This is a genomic window from Mesorhizobium sp. M1A.T.Ca.IN.004.03.1.1, assembly GCF_003997555.1.
Taxonomy (GTDB): Bacteria; Pseudomonadota; Alphaproteobacteria; order Rhizobiales; family Rhizobiaceae; genus Mesorhizobium.
Window position 1 is genome coordinate 425977 of sequence record NZ_RZTV01000002.1, and the last position, 21058, is coordinate 447034.

A 21058-nucleotide genomic window follows, 5' to 3' on the forward strand; every position below is an offset into this window, starting at 1 on the left:
AAGAGGTGGGGGAAATCTGCAACATCTGTTTCACGCCCCGAGTAATTCGGAACCAGAAACTGCCCAGGAACGATGTCGAGATTGAGAACCAGCGCGCGCACGTTCGCGTGAGTTTCCATACGAAATCGTAAGATGGAGCGCGCCGTTCAGGCGCGCTTGGCTCTTCCCTTCGCGGCCTCCACGGCCGCCTGGGCCGCAGCCAGCCGGGCAATCGGTACGCGGTAAGGCGAGCATGACACATAGTCGAGGCCGACCTCTTCGCAGAAGCGGATCGAGGCCGGGTCGCCGCCATGCTCGCCGCAAATGCCGAGCTTGATGTCGGGTCGTGTTCCCTTGCCCTTTTCCGCCGCAATCCGCACCAGTTCGCCGACACCGTCGATGTCCAGCGAAACGAACGGATCCTGTTCGATGATACCTTTCTGCCGGTAGGTTTCAAGGAAGGAGGCCGCATCGTCGCGCGAGATGCCGAAAGTCGTCTGGGTCAGATCGTTGGTGCCGAAGGAGAAGAACTCGGCCGCTTCGGCAATGACATGGGCGCGGATGGCTGCGCGCGGCAGCTCGATCATGGTGCCGGTAAGATAGTCGATCTTGGTGCCGGTCTCCTGCATGACGCTTTGCGCGACCGCATCGATGCGCGCCTTGACGTATTGCAGCTCCTTCACGAGGCCGACCAGCGGCACCATGATTTCGGGCACCACCAGCGCGCCGGCCTTGTGGCCGGCCTGAACCGCCGCCTCGAAAATGGCGCGTGCCTGCATCTCGGCGATCTCGGGATAGGAGACCGCCAGACGGCAGCCGCGATGCCCGAGCATCGGATTGAACTCATGCAGCGCCTCGGTACGCTGCCTGAGCTTGTCCGCCGGCACATTCATGGCGGTCGCGACCTCGGCGAGCTCGGCGTCGGTCTTGGGCAGGAATTCGTGCAACGGCGGGTCCAGCAGGCGGATCGTCACCGGCAAGCCCGCCATGATCTCGAACAGCTCGAGGAAATCCGAACGCTGCATCGGCAGAAGCTTGTCGAGCGCCGAGCGCCTGTCCTTCTCGGTGTCGGCCAGGATCATCTCGCGCATGGCGATAATGCGGTCACCTTCGAAGAACATGTGCTCGGTGCGGCAAAGGCCAATGCCTTCGGCGCCGAAGGAGCGCGCCATGCGCGCGTCGAGCGGCGTCTCGGCATTGGTGCGCACCTTCATGCGGCGCGCGGCATCGGCCCATTCCATGATGGCGGCGAAGTCGCCGGACAGCTCCGGCTGCAGCATGGCGACGGCGCCCTTCAGTACCTGGCCGTTGCCGCCGTCGATGGTGATGATGTCACCCTTGCGGAAGGTCTGGCCCATCGAGATCAGCGTGCCGGCCTTGTAGTCGACTCGCAGCGAGCCGGCGCCCGAGACGCAGGGCTTGCCCATGCCGCGCGCCACCACGGCGGCATGACTGGTCATGCCGCCGCGCGTGGTGAGGATGCCTTCGGCGGCATGCATGCCGTGGATGTCCTCCGGGCTGGTCTCGACGCGCACGAGAATGACCTTGCGGCCTTGCGCCTTGGCATCCTCGGCCTCACCGGAGGAGAAGACGATCTCGCCGGTGGCCGCGCCCGGCGAGGCCGGCAGGCCGACGCCGATGACGTCGCGCGCCGCCTTGGGATCGATGGTCGGATGCAGGAGCTGGTCGAGCGAGGCCGGATCGATGCGGGCAACCGCCTCCTCTTTCGTGATCAGCCCGTCTTTCGCCATCTCGACGGCAATCCTGAGCGCCGCCTTGGCGGTACGCTTGCCGGAGCGGGTCTGCAGCATCCACAATTTGCCGCGCTCGATGGTGAATTCGAGGTCCTGCATGTCGCGGTAATGCTTCTCCAGCCGGTCGGAAATATCGACGAAGGACTGGAAAGCTTCCGGCATCAGTTTCTGCAGCGAGGGCTTGTCAGAGCCCGCAGCGATGCGCGCGGCCTCGGTTATGTTCTGCGGCGTGCGGATGCCGGCCACCACGTCCTCGCCCTGCGCATTGACCAGGAATTCGCCATAGAGCTGCTTTTCGCCGGTCGAGGGATTGCGGGTGAAGGCAACGCCGGTGGCGGAGGTGTCGCCCATATTGCCGAACACCATGGCCTGGACGTTGACCGCCGTGCCCCAGCTTTCCGGGATGTCGTGCAGGCGACGGTAGGTGATGGCGCGGTTGTTCATCCAGCTCGAAAACACGGCGCCGATGGCGCCCCAGAGTTGCTCGCGCGGGTCCTGCGGGAACGGCTTGCCGAGCTCCTCCTCGACCTTGGCCTTGTAGAGCGCGATCACACCCTGCCATTCGATGGCCGTCAGCTCGGTGTCGAGCTCATGGCCGAGGCTCGCCTTCTGGTCCTCGAGAATTTCCTCGAAAACCTCGTGATCGAGGCCCATGACGACGTCGGAATACATCTGGATGAAGCGGCGGTAACTGTCATAGGCAAAGCGGGCATCGCCGGAATCGGCGGCAAGCGCCTCGACCGTCTCGTCGTTGAGGCCGAGATTGAGCACGGTATCCATCATGCCTGGCATCGAAGCGCGGGCGCCGGAGCGCACCGAGACCAGAAGCAGCTTCGACGGATCGCCGAAATTGCGGCCGGTGAGCCTGCCGATATGGTCGAGCGCCGCAAGGACATCCGCTTCAAGCGATGTCGGATAGGTGCGGCCGTTGGCGTAATAGGCATTGCAGACTTCAGTGGTGATGGTGAAGCCCGGCGGCACCGGCAGGCCGAGGCTGCACATCTCGGCAAGGTTGGCGCCCTTGCCGCCGAGCAGGTTGCGATCACCGGCTCGGCCTTCAGCGGCACCGTCGCCGAAGGTGTAAACCCACTTGGTCATGCATGCCCTCCAGGTCCCTTGGAAGATAGACAACACCCGGGCCAAGGCCCCGGTCCCCGCCCTTCCGATCCGAGCGATAAGATGCTGCATTGCGAAAGGCAAGCGCCGGCAAAGCAAGCGCCGCGACTACAATCGATTAAGCAAAAGCTGCGTCAAAAAGACTTGCCGGTGTGAGTTGCGCGAGATAGAACACAACAAGAACAAAGTGGAGTAGCGCGATGAAACTCGAGGGAAAACTCGACTATCTGGAACTTCCGGCCACCGGCGGCACGCTGGACAGCGTCAAATCCTTCTACAGCGCGGCGTTTTCCTGGTCTTTCACCGATTACGGGCCAACTTACTCCGCTTTTGCCGAGGGGCTCGACGGCGGCTTCCAGGCCGCTGCGGGCGAAGCGCCCGCCAGACCGCTGCCCGTGCTCTATTCCGAAAACCTGGAGGAGACGCTGGAGGCCGTTGAGAATGGCGGAGGCAGCATCATCAGGCCGATCTTTTCCTTCCCAGGCGGCAGGCGGTTCCACTTCACCGACCCGGCCGGCAACGAGTTGGCCGTGTGGGGCGAATAGCCCGCAATTCCGGTCGCCGGATCGATCTCCCCTCCAGATTACGCCCGAACGCGGCGGCAATCCGCCGGCGCAGACATGCGGCAAGATTACTTTGGATGTCAGCGGTCCAAGCATTGAGCTTTCGACCGGCTCGTCCTATAAGGCCGCGCGCAGCGGGCACCGCCCGGCTGCTGGGGCGTCGCCAAGTGGTAAGGCATCGGTTTTTGGTACCGACATTCCCAGGTTCGAATCCTGGCGCCCCAGCCAACCATTTTTATCTTTTATTCAATGATTTAGCTCAATCGATCAGGTCTTCGTCTAGGGCACTCGGCTAGGGCCTTGGATGCGTGGACCGGCAGCAAGAATCTGGCGTCCGGAACTGGACTTAAGAGAAGCGGCGCCGTTTAGGACCGCTTCGAATTCACGATAGCATGTGCGGTATGGTGCCAAGGGCCGTAGCCCCTGTTGGCCGCTTTTCGCGATCGAGAGCACGCGGACCATTGTTCACGGTAGCTCAGTCAGCCGGGCTGCGAGGAAAAAAGCGTGGCCGATTGACATACCGATTGGAATTCCAATACCTATAGTATTTAGACGCCCAGTGCTGAATACGGCGGGAGGAGCCAATGGCCGAAAACACGACAGCTGATCCTTCCACGCCTGCCCAGCTTCGCCTCGCGGGCGGAGCGCAGGGGTTCAATTGGCTTCCGGTCTTCCTTGCAGACGAGTTGGGATTATTCGGCAAGCACGGCATTGCCATCAAATACAAGCGCTTCGGCAGCGTCGACAAGGCAACGGGAGCTGTCCTTGAGAGTGAGGCCGACCTTGCGATTACGCCGCCAGAAGGAGCAGTCGCGGACTTCGTGAACGGTGGAGAACTGCGCATTGTTGCGGCCAATGCAGTGCGGCTGCCGATGTCTCTCGTGGCGCGGCCAGAAATCGCCACCCTGGCGGACCTTCGAGGAAAGAGGATCGGCACGTCCTCGCTCACCGAGGGTACTGCGATTTACACGCAGATTGTGCTGGCTTCCCAAGGACTGCACTACCCCGCCGACTACGAATTCGTGCTTGCGGGTATTCATACTAAACGGTGGGAGGCGCTGCAGGCCGGGCAAGTCGACTGTGCTCCCCAGCCCGCGCCGTGGAACTTCCTGGCCGAGGACCAAGGCTACAAGCTGATCGGCGAGGTCAATGAGTTCATACCCGAGATCCTCTTCACCGCGGTCATCGGCCGATCATCGTGGCTGCAAGCCAATCGAGATGTGGTCATACGCTTCATCAACGCCCTGATTGAGGCCCATGCGATCACCAATGAACCGGCGCGGCAGGACGTAACATTGCCGATCTTCCAACGCATCACCACGCCGGAAAGCTCCACCCTGGCCAATCGTGCTCTAGGATACATGCGTGACATGGGCATGTGGCCGGACAAGCTGGCCGTGCCGGCAAACGCGTTGCGCACGACGATCGACCTGATGATCCGCGCGCATTTGCTCGATGAGGCCCTTGGGAGCCAAGCGCTGCACGCCTTCGATGCTTCTTACCTCGACGCCGCTTGCACCACTGTCGGCTGAACCCATCCTGCCGTGCACCAAAGCAATCCCGCAACTGACCCCTCACCTTCGCTTGCCCTTGGAGGTCGACGACCCTAAGTTGCTTGCTCAGATACGCTGGGTATCCCGATACGTTCATTGGATGATCAAAGATGGCGCGACTGACCCGTGAACAAAGCCAAGCCTTGACGCGCGAAAAGCTTTTGGCTTCGGCCAGCGAGATGGTGGCCCGAGACGGCTATTCCGGCGCATCGATCGAGCGGATCGCAGAGGAGGCCGGCTTCTCGAAGGGGGCCTTCTACTCCAATTTCACGAACAAGGAAGACATCTTCCTGCAACTGCTGGAGCGCAACGCCGGCGGAGATGTGGTCGAACTGACCGAAAGGCTTCGCAGCGTTGACGAGCCGAAGGATGTCATCGAATCCATTTGCGAATGGGCCAACCAACGCGCCAGGGACAAGCGCTGGGGAACGCTGGCCATCGACCTGCTGCGCATCGCGCGCCGCGATAACACGCTGGAGGATCGGCACCTGCGCCTGTTCAGGGACCAGTGGGAAGGGCTGGGCAGGCTGTTGTCGGAGAAGCTGTTTCCGTATGGGGATGCGGAACCCCGGCCACTCTATGTCGGCGGTATCGTCCTCGAACTCGTCTATGGCGGCATGTCGAGTTTTATGGACGACAGGGCGCCCGGCGAAATGGTTCGAGTCGCGCTGACGTCGATGCACGAGGCTCATCTTTTTAGACATAAGAACGGAAAGGCCGTGCGCAAGCGGACTGCAGCGTCCTGACGCGAACCATGCCACGCCACGTTGGAAGGCCGACCGATGCTCCTTCGTGGACGGCGGGTGCCTATTCGTAGACAAGTCCCTTCAACCGCAGCCGTTCGCGCATTGAGTTGACGTCCAGGCTGAGCCTGCCTGCAGCGTAGAGGCGACGTTTGTCTTCCTCGGCCGCCTCCCGCTCTCGTGCCGTTCTCGCAACCAACTCGGCATTGGCACGGGGCACCACGCAGACGCCATCATCATCGGCGACGATCACGTCGCCAGGGCAGATGCGGGCACCGGCGCAGATGATCGGAACCTGGCAATCGCACAGCGTCTCCTTAACTGTTCCCTGAGCGAAGATCGCCTTCGACCAGACCGGGAACTTCATCGCTCGCAAAGCAGCCACATCGCGCACGCCGGCATCGATCACGAGGCCTCGGATGCCGAGCGCCATCGCCGATTCAGCCAGAAGGTCGCCGAAAAATCCGTCTTCGCATGGAGAGATCGGAGTCACGACGAGCACATCGCCCGGCCGCGCCTGCTCCAATGCAACATGAATGGTCCAGTTGTCGCCCGGCGCCACCTCGCAGGTAAGCGCATTGCCGCCGATCCTGGCGCCGTCATAGATGGGACGCAGCCGCGAGGCCAGCAGCCCCTTGCGTCCCTGGGCCTCGTGAACGGTTGCCACCCCCAGCGCGCCCAGTGCGTCGCACACTTCGATCGGCGTACGTTCGGTGTTTGTGACGACTTTTGCCATTGATATCTCCAGAGATTCGTGCCAGCCGGACCTCGCTAGCGACCCTGTCGCTTGAGCCTCTCGTCCAGCCGCGGGTAGACTTTGCGCGCATTGCCCTCGAACACCGCCGCGCGGTCGGCTTCGTCGAGGCCCAAAGCATCGATGTAACGGCGCGTGTCGTCGAAGTTGAAGCCGGTCAGCGGGTCAACCGCCTTGACCGCGCCCAGCAGTTCCGAGCCGAAGAGGATGTTGTCCGGACCGATCACGCGAAACAGCGTGTCGATCCCCGCCTGGTGGTAGACGCAGGTGTCGAAATAGACGTTGCGCATCAGGTGCGTGGCGAGATCCGGCTTTTCCATCATGATTGCCAGCCCGCGATAGCGGCCCCAGTGATAGGGAACCGCGCCGCCGCCGTGGGGAATGATTAGCTTGAGGTCTGGGAAAGCGCGAAACAGGTCGCCCTGGATCAGCTGCATGAACACCGTGGTGTCGGCATTGATGTAGTGCGCACCGGTGGTGTGCAGGCAGGCCGAGCACGCGCCCGAGACATGGATCATGGCCGGCACCTGGAGCTCGACCATCCTCTCGAAGAGCGGATACCAGTAGCGGTCATAGATTGGCGGCGCGGACCAGAAGCCGCCGGACGGATCGGGGTTAAGATTGCAGCCGACGAAGCCGAGCTCGTCCACACAGCGCTCGAGTTCAGCCAGCACAGGAGCGAGGTCACCGCTCATCGACTGCGGCAGCTGGCAGACACCGGCAAAGTTCAGCGGGAACAGGTCCACGATGCGCGCAATGAGATCATTGGAGACACGGGACCATTCGGCATTCAGCGCAGCGCTGCCGACATGATGACCCATGCCCGAGGCCCGGGGCGACAAAATTGTCACGTCCGAGCCGCGCTCCTGCTGAAGACGAAGCTGGTTTTCTTCGACGGTCGCGCGAAGCGTCTCGTCGCTTATGGCGGGATAGACCGGACCTGCGTCGCGCTGGCCCTCGGCAAACGCCACCTGGGCCTTGCGATAGGCATGATGCGCCGGGGGCTCGGTGGTGTAGTGACCGTGGCAGTCGATTATCATGGCATTCTCCAACCGCAGCTCAGGGCTCCAGCACATAGTTGGTGAAGCCACCGTCGCCCGAGGCTACGCCGTTGATCGCCTCATTGATCTGGTCCAGCGGATAGGTGTGGGCTTCCAGCGCAGACAGATCGACCGCGCCGGACCGGACCAGCTCCGCTATCTCGATGCCCTCCGCGGTGCTGAGCCAGGCCGAACCGGTGAGCACCATCGAATTGTCCATCCACCATTTGGTGTTGAACAGCATGTCGGCGCCCGTACCGCCGATGTTGACGATGGTGCCGCCGCGTTTGACGCCCATCATCGCGTCCCTCATGGCGTTGACGTCGGCCACCGCGCCAAGGCTGTCGAGCATGAGATCCGCGCCGGAGTGGTGCTTGGAGCGCACCCAGTCCGCGACCTTGCCGTCCAGGCTGGAAAAAATCTCGATCCGGTTCGGCGCGAGGCGCTTCAGCTTTTCCAGCAATGGCTTGCCGCGCGCGACCGCGTAGATGGTGGATATCCCCATGGCGAGCGCGAACATGGTGGCGCCGACACCCAGCGTCCCGGTCGCGCCGTTGATGATCAGCGACTTGCCCGCAAGGTTGCCCAGCTTCTTGAGCGCCGAATAGGACGTGCCGAGATAGCCCATGCGGGCAGCCTGCGGAAACGTCATATTGTCGGGTATCTTGACGATGGCGCTCTGGGGCGCGCGCATGAATTGAGCGAAGCCGCCGCCGGGATAGCGCTTGTAGATTTCCAGGCTGTTGCGATTGAACCCGAAATATCCGGCGAAGGTGAAGTAGTCGCACTTCATCTGGTTGCCGCTGGCGCAGGCGTGGCAGGCACCGCACGAACGCAACGGATTGACGTAGACACGGTCTCCGGGCTTCAAGGCAACGACCTGCTCGCCCACTTCGTGCACGATGCCGGCGGGGTCAAGGCCAAACGTCGCGGGCTTGGGAGGCAGCGGCTGGTGAGGATACCAGTTCTCCCAGTTGTTCAGCACGTTGGCGAGGTTCGGGACCATACCGCAGGCTTTGACCTCGACCACGACATCTGTTCCGCACGCTCGAGGCTTGGCGATCTCCTCGATCCGCATTGGTTCGTTTACCGCATGCAACCGTGCGGCGCGCATCATCACTGTCACGATGTTCCTCCTCAAATACCGCCAACCGGATCGAGTTGACATTCCTATTGGATTGTGGATACCGTACAGTATCTGGATTGGGAGACGCAAGACCCGATTTGCGGTGCCGGTACCAACCATCGCTGCTGCCCTCGGGCCTACGCTCGATTTCGCAGGGTGGCTGGCGGCCAAAACCGGGCCCGCTCACAACGACTGCAGCCGTCACGCTGCTGGGGAGGAGACGTACAATGCCGTTCGAGTTGCAGCCTCAGGACTGCCTGAGGATCCTATGTGGAGTCTGGTTCCTGCCGCATCTGATCGGGAAGGTCAGGAACTTCGATAAGGCGCCGGTCACATTTGAGAAGGCCGGTCTGAAGCCTGGCAAGGCATTCCTTGTCCTGACAATCGTCCTCGAGGTGCTTGCCGCGCTCGGCATGATTTTCAACGTCTATTCGAAAGCAGCAACCGGTTGCGCGATCGTCGTGCTGCTCGGAGCAGCCTACGCAGTGGTGAAGATCAACGGCGCCAAATGGCGCTGGCAGCAGATGGGACCGGAATTCCCGCTTTTTTGGGCGCTCGCTTGCCTCATCTCGGCACTGTGACTTTGAACATCTACCTGGGAGGTTTGATATGCAGGTTCGGCGCATCGTCACTGGCAGGGACAACGCCGGTAAGTCAGTGGTCGTCAGTGACGGTCCCTCCCCTGGGGAAATGGTCCTGCGCCACACGCCAGGTTTCGTATCGTCGCCACAGTGGAAAATCGAGGGGGCGCCAGAGCTGGGGAGCATCGACAACAAGGACCCCATGGAGACGACCGGCACCATGGTCATGCCGGCAGGCGGATCATCGTTCTGGATCATTACTTTCCCTCCCGACAGCGTCTACATGTCATCGGAATGGAACCCCGCGGTAGCTGGTCCCGAACTCATCGAGGCGTCACCTGGCATTGCCGAGCGGATGGAGCCGGACAGCCCTGGCATGCACCAGACCCCGACCGTCGACTACGTCACGGTGGTCAAGGGCAGACTGATCCTGGAACTCGATGACGGCAGGACTGTCGAGCTAAATGCCGGCGACACCGTAGTCCAGCAGGGCACTCGTCACGCATGGCGCAATCCAGGCGACCAGCCGGCGACGATCTCCGTGATCATGCTCGGCGCCACTGTCTGACGCGGCGGTTACCATCCCAGAGACCACACCAGCCTCGGCTGGGCTTCGGACCGCTCAGATCGTTGCCGCCACGTCGGCGAGGATCTGGCGCGTCCACGCATGCAGGCCCGAATAGTGAGAACGCTCGGTCCAATACATGTCGATCTGGATCAGCACCTCGAGAGGGAAAGGTTTTAACGTCAACTTGTCCGAAAGCCGGCGGGCCAGGCGATAGGGAATGGTCGCGACCAGCTCCGTGCCCCGGATCAATGCTTCAAGATTGTCGTGGCTCGGCACGATCACGCTCGGCGTAATCCTGACGTCGATTGCCCGAAGCGCCGCGAAGTACAACGCCTCCCACTGGCCATTGTGGGTCACGGCGATATGCCGCGTCTGCCGGTAGCGATCCATCGTCAGTTCGCCGGCCGCAAGCGGATGGCTGGAATCCATGATGCAAGCGTAGCGGTCGGTGAAGAGTTTACGCCGGTAGTAGATATCGCCGAAAATCGCCACCGGGCCGAGCACGATATCGCAAATGTTTTCCTTGAGCTGCTGCTTGCCGTGCACGGCGGATTCAAAAATGTTGACCGGGATCTGGGGCGCCTGCTGCTGGACCTGGCGCACGAAGGCCGGCATCAGGAACATACGCTCGTGATGGTTACAGGAGATCGTCACGCTGCCCGTGGACGTAGCGGGATCAAAACCTTGCAGAGAGGACAACGCCTGCATGCGCTCGAGGACATCGCGCGCTTCCTGGGCGAGTTGACGGCATTTGTCGGTCGACAGGATCGAGTTGCCCTGCCGAACGAACATCGGGTCGTTGAAGGCCTTTCGAAGCCGCTTGATCGAATAGCTGATCGTCGACTGGTTGACGCCGAGGCGCTCCGACGCCTCTGAAAAGGACCGGCAGTCGTTGACCATAACCAATGCCTGCAAAGCACTCAGGTCGATCTGGGCAAGTTCCTCCGACAGCATGGCGCCTACTCTCTATGCAAAATTTCGATCACCTGTATCGAACCTATTGGGTTGTTAGATGTCCTGCAAGGGCTTAGCCGGAAAGGAGCTGCACAGGAGGATTGAAAATGGCTGCTAATCTCGAACAGAAGATCGCTGACGCTGGAAGCGCCCAAACCATGCTCTGGGAATCGCAGAGCCCGCCGATCGTCAGCACGCCGGTGACGCCGGAATTCACCAACTGGCGCGACGAACAGCTCGCTTGGCGCAGCAACGCCGTGCTCTATGACCAGTCGCACCATCTCGCCGACCTGAACATCCGCGGCAAGGATGCGCTGAAGCTCATCCGCGACACGGCGATCAACAGCGTTGAATACTTTCCCGTCAACGCCGCGAAGCAGTATGTAGCGGTCAACGACGAGGGCCAGCTCATCGGCGACAACATCCTGTTCCGCTATGAGGAAGACGAATTCCAGGCGGTGGGCATTCCGCCGACGATCAACTGGCTTCAGTATCATGCCGAGACCGGCGGTTACGACGTCGAGCTTGTGCGGGACAATCCGTCCTATGCCCGCAAGGGAAATCCGCTGTGCTACCGCTACGAGATCCAGGGACCTGGCGCGTTCAACGTGATCCGGGAACTCATCGGCGGCGAGCCGCCGGATGTGAAGTTCTTCCACGGCACCCGCTTCACGATCGCCGGCAAGATGGTCCGCGCGCTTCGCCACGGCATGGCGGGCGAACCAGGCTTCGAGTTCGTCGGGCCCTGGGCCGATCATGAGGTCGTTCGGGCCGCTCTGCTCGAGGCGGGCAAAAAGCACAACATGATTCAGGTCGGCGGCCGGGCTTACCTGACCAACTCGCTCGAGTCCGGATGGCTTCCGCGCCCGTTGCCGGCGTTCTACTCGGGCAAGAGCACGGCGGGCTTCCGCAAGTGGCTTAGCGCGGACGAGATCGATGCCAATGTGTCTCTAGGCGGAAGCTTCTTTTCCGAAAACATCGAGGACTATTACTTCTCGCCCTACGACGTGGGCTACGGAAAGATCGTCAAATTCGACCACGACTTCATCGGCCGCAAGGCCCTCGAGGCCCAGGTCGCCGACGGCCAGACCACGGCCAACCGCAAGGTGACGCTGCAGTGGAACGGCGACGACGTCGCCAAGGCGTGGGCCTCGATGTACCAGCCAGGTGTCGGAGCGAAGTTCATCAACCTTCCGATCGCCCACTACGCGACCTATCACTACGACCGGGTCGAGGCGCCAAACGGAAGCTTGGCCGGGCGTTCGCTTCATACCGGATACTCGGCCAACTACCGTTCGATGATGTCGATCGCGGTCGTGGATGCGGCAGTGGCAGAGCCTGGCACCGAACTGGTGGTGGTCTGGGGCGAGCCCAAGCCATCCTCCAAGGTGCAGGTTGAAGACCACGTGCAGTTCAAGATCCGCGCCACCGTCCACCCGGCGCCGATCGACGCGCACGCACGCACCAGCTATCGCAAGAACGCCTAAGCCGCACGCCTGAACCGAGGGCGGCATCACGGCCGCCCTCTCCTCACGGCAACCGCACCCGACGACAACAGACTGGCGGGACCTCCTGCCGGTGTCGCCTTGCGACGCGAGAAACCGCCTTGCCCTTCAGCTCGGCCGTCAACCCGGAGACCGGGTATGGAAAAGTCCTATCTGCTTACGCTCCAATGCAAGAACCGGCCGGGCATCGTCGCCGGCGTGGCGAGCCGTTTGGCAGCACATGGCGCCAACATCACCGCGGCCCAGCAATTCGACGACTCCGAGACGGATCGGTTCTTCATGAGGGTAGCGTTCGATTTGCCTTCGCCCCTCGATGATCTCGCCGGGCGTTTTTCCGAGGAGGTCAACCGCTTCGGCCTGCAATGGACATTGCGGCCCCAGAACCTGCCCCGCAAGGTTCTGCTGCTTGTCTCGAAATTCGACCACTGCCTGGTAGACCTGCTTTACCGCCAACGACTGGGCGAGTTGCCCATGCAGGTTGTCGCCATCGTCTCCAACCATCCGCGAGAAGGTCTCAACCTAACCTCCGACGACACCATTCCCTTCCACCACTTCCCGATCAGCCATGAGACCAAGGCCACCCAGGAGGCGAAGATCAAGCGCGTGATCGAAGATAGCGGCGCCGAGCTTATCGTGCTGGCCCGCTATATGCAGATCCTATCCGACGACTTCTCAGCCTATCTCTCCGGCCGCTGCATCAACATCCACCATTCTTTCCTGCCGGGTTTCAAGGGCGCCAAGCCCTATCACCAGGCGCATGAGCGCGGCGTGAAGATGATCGGAGCAACGGCGCACTACGTCACCGAAGACTTGGACGAGGGTCCGATCATCGCCCAGGACGTCGAACATGTGACCCATGCCGACACGCCCGAGGACCTCGTTCGCAAGGGTCGGGACATCGAACGCCGCGTGCTGGCCCGCGCGGTCGCCTTCCACCTTCAGGATCGGGTCTTGCTCAATGGACGCAAGACCGTCGTCTTCGCCTAACAACGGAGCCACGCGCATGGAAAAAGCTGCTATCCGCCCCTCCTCTATCGACGCCTCGATCGAGATGGCGCCAAGCCAGGTGATCGACTCCCCTGACCTGCCGGGCCTTTTCCCGTCGGGGGTCCGGGTCTACATCACCGATATCGGCCTGGCGGACACGCCGACCCTGGTCAAGGCAGCGCGTCGCGTCGCGGACCTTGGCTACACCGCGGTTCCCCATATGGCCGCTCGCCGACTGACCACGCGCCAAGCGCTGGAAACGCGGGTGAAGGCTTTGGCTGAGGAAGCGGGTGTCCGCGACTTGCTCATCATCGGCGGCGACGTGGCTACCCCAGCCGGTTCATTTTCCTCCTCTTTCGAGGTGCTCCAGACTGGTTTCGTTGACAAGTACGGCATCACCGAGGTTGGTATAGCCGGCCATCCGGAAGGCAGTCGCGACTTTGGCGACGAGGCGGCGATTGCAGCGCTCCGGATGAAGAGCGCCTGGGCCGAGCGGACCGGGGCAAAGATGCGTGTCGTCACCCAATTTGGCTTCGACGCGGACAAGTTCATCGCCTGGGCGGACGGCCTGGCGGTTTCCGGGGTGGACCTGCCGATCCATCTTGGCGTGGCCGGTCCTGCCAAGATCACGACCTTGCTAAAATACGCCGCCTTGTGCGGCGTCGGCAATTCGCTGAATTTCTTGAAAAAGCGCAGCGCCTCGCTTGCCGCCCTTGCCACCAGTCACTCGCCGGAGAGCTTCGTCGGCCCGATCGAGCACCATCTGCGGGCAAAGCCGGAGTCGGCAATCGCGCAGCTGCATGTCTTTCCGTTTGGCGGCATCAAGAATACGGCCAGGTGGCTCTACGAGCGTGGCTCGTGGCAAGGCCTCGAAGCCGACGATCGCTCGTCGATCGCTTAAGCGCGCAGCCACCTCCCGAGAGCCGAGCCAGACCATGGCGCGCCGATCGTCGGCGCGCCATGGTCTCTCGTTGCCGCTACATGGGCGAATGTTGCGGCACGATTGCCACGCGCAGCCTATCAGTCAGCACCGCCGGACATCCGCGAGGACGTCCGGCGCGCTCAGGACAACGCGAAGCCGCCGTCAGCTGCGGCCGCGCCCCTCCGTTTCGATGCGCAGCGTGACCTCGTCCCCGATCAGGGGAAGATTGGCCGTCATGCCGAAGTCGCTGCGCTTCAACTTGGCAGTCGCGCTGAAGCCGGCCTCAAGACTGCCGTCCCACGGGTTCTTGCCCTGGCCGTTGAAGGTCACGTCGAGCGTCACCGGCTTGGTCACACCGGCGATGGTGAGATCGCCCGTGATGGTGCCCTGCTTGTCGCTGGACTTGGTGAATTTGGCGCCGACGAAGGTGATCTCCGGAAACTCGGTGGCATTGAACCAGTCGGCGCCCTGGATGTCGCTGTCGCGCTGGGCATTGTTGGTGGAGATGCTGGACACCTTGACCTTGGCCTGCAGCTTGCTGGCCTCAGGCGCGTCCTTGTCGAAGGTGAATTCCCCGGAGAACTCTTTTGCGACGCCGATGACGTTGGAGAAGCCGAGATGATTGATGAAGAACACTATGCCGGAATGAACCGGATCGATGTCGAACGTGATCGGCTGTGCGGTTGCCGGCCCGATTGGCGCCGTTGCGAGTGCAGCTAGCAAAGCTAGTTTCAGTCTGTAATTCATTCCATCCTCCTTTGTTGATGCACGAAAAGCGAATTCACAGCGGAAGGCTGAACCCCTTCCGGGCCAGCATGACTGCGACTGCCGCGACGGCCGGCACCAGGCAAAACCCTGCGAAGACGAACGTGGCGAGTGCAGGGGTTTTCTGATCGAGACGATCGAGGATCACGCGGCAGGCCGAAGAGACCAGGAAAAGCAGCAGGAGCACCGCAAGGGCGAGAAGGTCGATCTTGCGGGTGATCAGCGCGACGGTCTGCGCCACAGCCATCATGCCCGCCGCTCCGCCGAGCAAGGATGCCCATCCGAAGCGGTAATTCGGCCGGGACAGGTGCCCAACCACGATGCCGGCGATGCCAAAGGCGACGCCAAGAGACAGTTGCAGGCTGGATGATGAAGCCCCCATGAAGGCAATGGGAGCAAAGCCTGCGCTGGCAACCGCGAGCATGATCGCAGGGCGCAGGCCTGATCCCTCATCGGGATAGTCAGCTTCCCGATGAAGTGCATATAGCGCTGCCGCTCCGGCCAGAGCGGCGACAACCAGGTCGAGAGGCTGCGCCAGGGCAATCGTATCGCCGATGTAAGCTGCTGAGGCGACCGGCATTGCCGCCAACAGCAACTGTCCGAGCCTGCGGCTGCCTGTCCATTCCGTCGCCACGCCCAGGATCGATCCAACCGCCGCCAGGTAGAACACCTTGCTGACGGCGCCGACCGGAGGGAAGGAGGGAAGGCGATTGTAGGTCAACCAGTAGGACAGGAAGAAGCCGAGCGGGATCAAGAGATCGTACCAACGGCGATCGACGCGCCCCCATCGCATCAGGCCGCTCAAGGCGAACGACAAAAGGCCGCAAATGGCGACCGCCAGCATAACGGCCTCCTGCGGCGATCGGGCAACGCCAATCACGTCGCATTACCGTTGTTGGCTACAGGATAGCGGGCACACGCTCGCGGCACCTTGCGGCAGGATGAAGTCACACCGTCCTCCCCGGTCTGAGTTCTCCATGACCGGCCCCTTCTGGATACCGGTCAGATTTCAAATACCAAAGCGTATCTCACTAACCTTGTCAATCCGACTGGGCAGGTGGCCGGAACCCGCCTCGCCTTAGTGCAGGTGCACCGGCGAAGTCGGTTGACATACGACTCAGACTTCAAATACTATATGGTATCTAAAGTGGGACAGACGCGGAAGCGCCGGTTCCGCTGGCACGCCTGGGAGGAGTGCGTGGCTGTGCAGGAACATATCAAAGCCTATCTGCCGGTGCTCGCGGCGGATGGCGTATCGGTCAGCTTCGGAGGCGTGCAGGCGCTCGACAATGTCTCGCTCGACGTCGGCGATGGCGAGATTTGCGGCTTGATCGGCCCGAATGGCGCGGGCAAGACCACCTTCCTGAATGCCATCACCTGCCTTGCACGCCTTCAACGCGGCACCGTAGAGCTGTCGGGTCGGATAATCTCCAATTCGGCGGTGCGCGACATCATCGGTCTCGGGATCGCTCGGACATTCCAAAATGTCGGCGTATACGGCTCGCTGAGCGTCCTGGAGAACGTCATGCTCGGCGCACACCACAAGATGGGTGGAAAAGTCGCGCGTGCCCTTCTCAATCCCTTCGGTGCGTGGGCCGAGGAGAAGACGGTCCGCCGCAAGGCTGAATCAATTCTGGATGAATTGGGAATGGCCGCATTATCGAGCGTGCGCGCCGACTCCCTGCCCTATCCCTTGCAAAAGCGGATGGAGATCGCACGCGCCCTGGCGGCCGAGCCCAAGCTCCTGTTGCTGGATGAGCCGGCCGGCGGACTGACCCATGGCGAGGTCACCGAATTCGGCACCCTCGTCAATACGATCCGGCACAGCCGCAGGCTCTCGATCCTCCTGATCGAGCATCACATGGGTCTGGTGATGAGCCTGTGCGACCGGATCCATGTGTTCCACCTCGGTCGAAATCTGGCGTCAGGACGCCCCGAAGAAATCAGGACCAATGAAGCCGTCATCGGCGCCTATCTCGGGAGGAGCACGTGAGACTGCTTGACGTCCGCAATCTCTCGGCCTCCTACGGCAAGGTACGGGCGCTTTTTGACTGCTCGCTCGCAATCGCGCAGAACGAATTCGTCGTCCTGCTCGGCGCCAATGGCGCGGGAAAAACCACTTTGCTGCGCGCCCTTTCGGGCACGATCCGCTCGGCCGGCGAGATCGCCTATATGGGAAGCGACTTGCAAAAGATGGCGCCGGAACGGCGTCTGCAACGCGGCTTAGCGCAGATTCCCCAGGGCAGAGGCACTTTCACGGAATTCACGGTCGACGAGAATCTGACGCTGGGCGCCACAATCGTCTCCGATGCCCGCCAGGTCCGACAGGACAAGGAGCGGTGGTACGATCGCTTTCCGCGATTGCGCGAACGACGCTCCCAACTGGCCGGCAATCTGAGCGGAGGCGAGCAGCAGATGCTCGCGGTTGCGCGAGCGCTCATGTCGCGGCCAAAACTGCTGCTATGCGACGAGCCGTCATTGGGTCTCGCACCCGTCATCACGCGCGAAATATTCGCGATCTTCAAGGAACTCCGCGACATCGATGGCTTGACGCTCTTGGTCGTGGAGCAGAACGCGGACCTGTCGCTCAAGTTCGCCGACCGCGCCTATGTCATCGAGGCCGGGCATATCGTGGCCGGCGGCTCAGCCGGCGCGATACTTGCAGATGAGCATATCCAGAAATCTTACCTTGGGGACTAACGTGGCGACGTTTTACCAGATCATTGTTTGCGGCATTGCCCCAGGCGGAGTCTACGCCGTGCTGGTCATTGCCCTCGTGCTGGTCTCGCGTCTTACAAGGCGGGCGTCGGCCGACCGCCTCGATGCAGCCTCCTTCATCGACATTCACGATACCGCCGGACTGCCATTCCTGATGGTGGTAACCGCCATTTCCCCGTCCTCAAACGCCAGGGTTCCCTTGGCCAAGGCTCTCGGATCGAAGGCGCGCAGGTCGACGGCCTCGGCGTTGCAGTTGGGAGGCTGGGCTTGACCCTTTTCCTGCAAATCGTCCTCAGCGGTCTTGCCACCGGCGCCATCTATGCGGCTCTTGCCCTTGCACTGGTGTTGATCTTTCGCGCCACCAACGTCGTCAATTTCGGTCAAGGCGAAATGGCGACTTTCTCGGCATACTGCACCTGGCAGCTATGCCTGTGGGGCCTGCCATTGTGGCTTTCGATTGCAATCGGCCTGGCCGGTTCCTTTGTGCTGGGAATCTTGGCGTTTCGGGTCTTCGTCCGCCCGCTCCTGGCAGCACCAGTCGAGGCGACAGTGGTCGTCACGCTCGGCATGTTTGTGCTCTTCCAGGCGATGGTGACGTGGCTCTGGGGCGCCGAGCAGAAGCCGTTCCCCAGCCTTTTTCCCGAAGGCAGCTTCAGCCTCGGTGAGGTACAGGTGCTGGCTTCGTCGGCCGGTACCTTGCTGATCCTCATTGTCCTGGCCGCGGCCATCGCCTCCCTCTTCGCCTTCACAAGGCTTGGGCTCTCCATGCGTGCCGCGGCCTTCGACCGCGTTCGCAGCGTTCTGGTGGGCATCAACGTCGAGCGCATGCTGATGCTCGGCTGGGGTTTCGCCGCGGCGATCGGAATGATCGCGGCGGTGCTGGTCGCGCCACGGCTGTTTTTGAGCCCGACCATGATGACCCCGATCCTATTCTACGGCCTTGCCGCGGCAACCGTTGGCGGCTGGGACAGTCCGCTCGGCGCGATAGCCGGAGGCCTTCTGGTGGGCGTCAGCGAGAGCCTTGGCGCCAACTACATCGGCTTTCTGGGTGCGGACATGCGCATCGCGGTCCCGATCGGGCTCACCCTTTTCGTCCTGCTGGTCAAGCCGGTCGGTCTGTTCGGCTCACAGAAGGTCACCAAGCTATGAGCAACGACATTCGGCGCACGGTCGCGGCAACCGCTGGTTTTGTGCTGGTCGCCGCATTGCTGCCGGCCACTTTGTCAGGCTTCCAGTTGCAGCAGGTGAGCATCGCCATCTCCTATGCGGTCGCCATTCTTGGCCTCAACCTGCTTATGGGGTTTGCCGGGCAGATCTGCCTCGCCCAGGGGACGCTGTTCGGCATCGGCGCCTACGTCACCGCCCTCTTGAACGCGACCTATGGCGTCCACCCGTTGGCGACCCTGCCTGCGGCAGCTGTTTTTACCGCGCTGGCCGGTCTCGTCGTCGGACTGCCGGCCCTGCGTCTGCAGGGGCTGCAACTTGCGATCATCACGTTTGGTGTCGCGGCGGCCTTTCCGCAGCTTCTGTTGAAGCTCGGCAGTTGGACGGGCGGAGTCTCCGGCTTGCCGATCGATTCCCTGGAGCCGCCTGCGTTCCTGGCCGATTACTCCGAGCTCTGGCTCTATCTGGTGTCGCTGGGGTGCGCCTGCGTCGCGGCATTCATCGTCTATCTCGTTCTCCTCGGCGACGTCGGCCGCGCGCTCCAGGCGCAACGGGACAGTCCGCAGATCGCGGAGGCTCTCGGCGTCAACCTGACCAAGACCAAGCTGTGGGCGTTCGCCATCAGCTCTGCGCTCGCCGGACTTGGCGGCGGCGTCTTCGCGATCCTCAATGGCTTCATCAGCCCGCAGTCCTTTCTCGCCCCACTTTCCATCACCATCGTGATCGGGAGCATCGTAGGCGGCTCGACAAGCATTGTCGGCGCCTTCATCGGCGGGCTGTTCATCACCTTCGTCCCGACCTGGACGTCCAGCATCAATCTCGCACTCGGCAACGTCATCTACGCGCTGGCACTAATCGGCATCATGCTTCTGGCGCGCGGAGGGGTTGCCGGTCTGCTGGAGAGACTTGCCGCTGCCTTGACGGCGCGGTCGAACGCCAACGGCAAAGCCGGATCAATCAGCCAATTAGGGAGGAAGTTATGAGACCATGTTTACGCATGCCAAGAATGCTTGTGACGGCGGCAATACTTGCGCTAGCCGTCGGTGTCGCTCCGGCGAAAGCTGACGAGGCACCGGGCATCACCGACAGCACCGTCAAGATCGGCATCACCGGTCCGCTCACCGGTCCCGTCGCCGTCGTCGGCGCGGTCGCAGAAGGCATCCGCGCCCGGGTCGAGGCCGCCAATTCCCAGGGCGGCGTCAAGATGTCCGACGGCAAGACCCGCAAGATCGAGCTCGTGATCAAGGACGACATGCTCGATCCGCAGCGAACGCTTGCGAATGTGCGCGAGATGGTGGAGCAGGACAAAGTTTTCGCTCTCGTCGGCACGGCTGCCACGCCGAACAATGTGGCCATCGGACGCTATATCGAGCAACGCAAAGTCCCCAATGTCTTCATATATTCAGGCGTCCACAAGCTGAACGCGCCGCAAGAGGAAATAGGGTTCGTCCCGGCCTTCTCGACCGAGGCGGCGTCGTTCGCCACTTATCTGAAGGACAACAAGCCCGAGGCAAAGGTCGCGCTCCTCTATCTCAACACCGAGACCGGCGAAACCTTCATGAAGGCCTTCGACCAGGCCATCGACGGCTCAGGCGTCAAGGTCGTCGATCGGCAACCGGTGACTTCGCAGGATCCGACCGTCGAAACGCAACTGACAGCGCTCAAGGCTTCCGGCGCCGATACGCTGGTGATCATCGCCGCGCCGCAACAAGGCGGTGAAGCAATCCGCTTCCAGGCCGAGAGCGGCTGGAAGCCGCTGACGCTCGTCACCAACCTTTCCTCGGCCTACCCGATCCTGCAGGCGGTGGGGCTCGAGAACGCCAAGGGCATCATCACCTCGAATTTCCTGAAACCGATCGTTAGCCCGGAAAAAACCGGTGATGCGGGTATCGACCAGTATCTGGACGATATCGCCGCGGCCAAGGTCAACTTCGTCTTCGCCAACACGATCGGACAGGTCGGCTACGCGACCGGCGATGCTCTTGTGAAGGCGCTCGAGCACATGAAGAAGCCGACCCGGGCTGAGCTCCTCGACACCGTCTTCAACATGCAGAAGTGGGACGATCCACTGTTGCTGGACGGGATCAAGCTGAACACCAAAGCCGGCTCCGATATTTTCCCGATTGAGGCACTGCAGCTCTATCAGTTCGACGGGCAGAAGTACGTGCCTGTTGGCAAGCTTCTGGATTTCGAGGGCAAGACGGAAGAGTAACGGACGATCGACACAGGTTGCTGCCGGCTGCGAGCGTCCGCGTTTTGCGGGCGC

At 61.9% G+C, this 21058-nt stretch carries 21 protein-coding genes and 1 tRNA gene; 15 read left to right on the top strand and 7 right to left on the bottom strand.

Annotation, left to right across the window (positions count from 1 at the left end; translation table 11 throughout):
* Positions 1 to 146: 146 nt before the first annotated feature.
* Positions 147 to 2831: a pyruvate, phosphate dikinase gene (gene ppdK / locus EOD29_RS07990; RefSeq protein ID WP_095800265.1), complete on the bottom strand. Its 2685-nt coding sequence runs from the start codon at positions 2829 to 2831 to the stop codon at positions 147 to 149.
* Positions 2832 to 3049: 218 nt separating this feature from the next.
* Between ppdK and EOD29_RS07995 the strand changes: the two genes are divergently transcribed.
* The 4 genes from EOD29_RS07995 to EOD29_RS08010 all read left to right on the top strand — a co-directional run bounded on the left by EOD29_RS07995 (position 3050) and on the right by EOD29_RS08010 (position 5711).
* Complete coding sequence (locus EOD29_RS07995) at positions 3050 to 3394, top strand: VOC family protein (RefSeq protein ID WP_127246382.1); 345 nt, start codon at positions 3050 to 3052, stop codon at positions 3392 to 3394.
* 171 nt (positions 3395 to 3565) lie between these two features.
* A tRNA-Gln gene (locus tag EOD29_RS08000) sits at positions 3566 to 3640 on the top strand.
* A 356-nt stretch (positions 3641 to 3996) separates the two neighbouring features.
* Positions 3997 to 4944: an ABC transporter substrate-binding protein gene (locus EOD29_RS08005; RefSeq protein WP_127246383.1), complete on the top strand. Its 948-nt coding sequence runs from the start codon at positions 3997 to 3999 to the stop codon at positions 4942 to 4944.
* Between the two features lie 131 nt (positions 4945 to 5075).
* Positions 5076 to 5711, top strand: a complete 636-nt coding sequence (locus EOD29_RS08010; protein ID WP_127246384.1) for a TetR/AcrR family transcriptional regulator — start codon at positions 5076 to 5078, stop codon at positions 5709 to 5711.
* Positions 5712 to 5772: 61 nt separating this feature from the next.
* Here EOD29_RS08010 and EOD29_RS08015 read toward each other — a convergent pair whose 3' ends face one another.
* Genes EOD29_RS08015 through EOD29_RS08025 form a run of 3 tightly spaced genes read right to left on the bottom strand, consistent with a single transcriptional unit; the run spans position 5773 to position 8619 of the window.
* Entirely contained in the window at positions 5773 to 6444 is a 672-nt protein-coding gene (locus EOD29_RS08015; protein WP_127246385.1) for a 4-carboxy-4-hydroxy-2-oxoadipate aldolase/oxaloacetate decarboxylase, read from the bottom strand.
* A gap of 35 nt (positions 6445 to 6479) precedes the next feature.
* Entirely contained in the window at positions 6480 to 7502 is a 1023-nt protein-coding gene (locus EOD29_RS08020) for an amidohydrolase family protein (RefSeq protein ID WP_127246386.1), read from the bottom strand.
* Between the two features lie 19 nt (positions 7503 to 7521).
* A complete protein-coding gene (locus EOD29_RS08025) occupies positions 7522 to 8619 on the bottom strand; it encodes an alcohol dehydrogenase catalytic domain-containing protein (protein ID WP_164763725.1) in 1098 nt (365 codons plus the stop codon).
* 236 nt (positions 8620 to 8855) lie between these two features.
* Here EOD29_RS08025 and EOD29_RS08030 point away from each other — a divergent pair, with 236 nt between their 5' ends.
* Complete coding sequence (locus EOD29_RS08030; protein ID WP_066997887.1) at positions 8856 to 9209, top strand: DoxX family membrane protein; 354 nt, start codon at positions 8856 to 8858, stop codon at positions 9207 to 9209.
* Positions 9210 to 9237: 28 nt separating this feature from the next.
* Entirely contained in the window at positions 9238 to 9777 is a 540-nt protein-coding gene (locus EOD29_RS08035) for a cupin domain-containing protein (RefSeq protein ID WP_066997890.1), read from the top strand.
* Positions 9778 to 9831: 54 nt separating this feature from the next.
* Here EOD29_RS08035 and EOD29_RS08040 read toward each other — a convergent pair whose 3' ends face one another.
* Entirely contained in the window at positions 9832 to 10731 is a 900-nt protein-coding gene (locus tag EOD29_RS08040; RefSeq protein ID WP_127246388.1) for a LysR family transcriptional regulator, read from the bottom strand.
* A gap of 107 nt (positions 10732 to 10838) precedes the next feature.
* Here EOD29_RS08040 and EOD29_RS08045 point away from each other — a divergent pair, with 107 nt between their 5' ends.
* The 3 genes from EOD29_RS08045 to EOD29_RS08055 all read left to right on the top strand — a co-directional run bounded on the left by EOD29_RS08045 (position 10839) and on the right by EOD29_RS08055 (position 14124).
* Entirely contained in the window at positions 10839 to 12218 is a 1380-nt protein-coding gene (locus EOD29_RS08045) for an aminomethyltransferase family protein (protein ID WP_067327889.1), read from the top strand.
* A gap of 156 nt (positions 12219 to 12374) precedes the next feature.
* Positions 12375 to 13223 (top strand): formyltetrahydrofolate deformylase, encoded by an 849-nt coding sequence (purU, locus tag EOD29_RS08050; protein WP_067327888.1) that lies wholly within the window; start codon positions 12375 to 12377, stop codon positions 13221 to 13223.
* Positions 13224 to 13239: 16 nt separating this feature from the next.
* Positions 13240 to 14124 (top strand): methylenetetrahydrofolate reductase, encoded by an 885-nt coding sequence (locus EOD29_RS08055; protein ID WP_067327887.1) that lies wholly within the window; start codon positions 13240 to 13242, stop codon positions 14122 to 14124.
* 183 nt (positions 14125 to 14307) lie between these two features.
* Here the strand turns inward: EOD29_RS08055 and EOD29_RS08060 are convergent, their stop codons facing one another.
* Positions 14308 to 14892, bottom strand: coding sequence for a YceI family protein (locus tag EOD29_RS08060; protein ID WP_067327886.1), 585 nt, complete (start codon positions 14890 to 14892; stop codon positions 14308 to 14310).
* Between the two features lie 34 nt (positions 14893 to 14926).
* Entirely contained in the window at positions 14927 to 15664 is a 738-nt protein-coding gene (locus EOD29_RS08065; protein WP_127246389.1) for a hypothetical protein, read from the bottom strand.
* Between the two features lie 444 nt (positions 15665 to 16108).
* Here EOD29_RS08065 and EOD29_RS08070 point away from each other — a divergent pair, with 444 nt between their 5' ends.
* The 6 genes from EOD29_RS08070 to EOD29_RS08095 are packed head-to-tail and all read left to right on the top strand — an operon-like array spanning position 16109 to position 21004.
* Positions 16109 to 16903, top strand: a complete 795-nt coding sequence (locus EOD29_RS08070; RefSeq protein ID WP_245475282.1) for an ABC transporter ATP-binding protein — start codon at positions 16109 to 16111, stop codon at positions 16901 to 16903.
* Entirely contained in the window at positions 16900 to 17610 is a 711-nt protein-coding gene (locus tag EOD29_RS08075) for an ABC transporter ATP-binding protein (protein WP_066997920.1), read from the top strand. The genes EOD29_RS08070 and EOD29_RS08075 overlap by 4 nt, the downstream gene beginning before the upstream one ends.
* 1 nt (position 17611) lies before the next feature.
* Positions 17612 to 17899 (top strand): hypothetical protein, encoded by a 288-nt coding sequence (locus EOD29_RS08080; RefSeq protein WP_067327883.1) that lies wholly within the window; start codon positions 17612 to 17614, stop codon positions 17897 to 17899.
* A complete protein-coding gene (locus EOD29_RS08085) occupies positions 17896 to 18777 on the top strand; it encodes a branched-chain amino acid ABC transporter permease (protein WP_067327882.1) in 882 nt (293 codons plus the stop codon). Before EOD29_RS08080 ends, EOD29_RS08085 begins: the two co-directional genes overlap by 4 nt.
* Positions 18774 to 19775, top strand: a complete 1002-nt coding sequence (locus tag EOD29_RS08090; protein WP_127246390.1) for a branched-chain amino acid ABC transporter permease — start codon at positions 18774 to 18776, stop codon at positions 19773 to 19775. The genes EOD29_RS08085 and EOD29_RS08090 overlap by 4 nt, the downstream gene beginning before the upstream one ends.
* Positions 19776 to 19789: 14 nt before the next feature.
* Positions 19790 to 21004 (top strand): ABC transporter substrate-binding protein, encoded by a 1215-nt coding sequence (locus EOD29_RS08095; RefSeq protein WP_245475283.1) that lies wholly within the window; start codon positions 19790 to 19792, stop codon positions 21002 to 21004.
* The last annotated feature ends 54 nt before the right edge of the window (positions 21005 to 21058 follow it).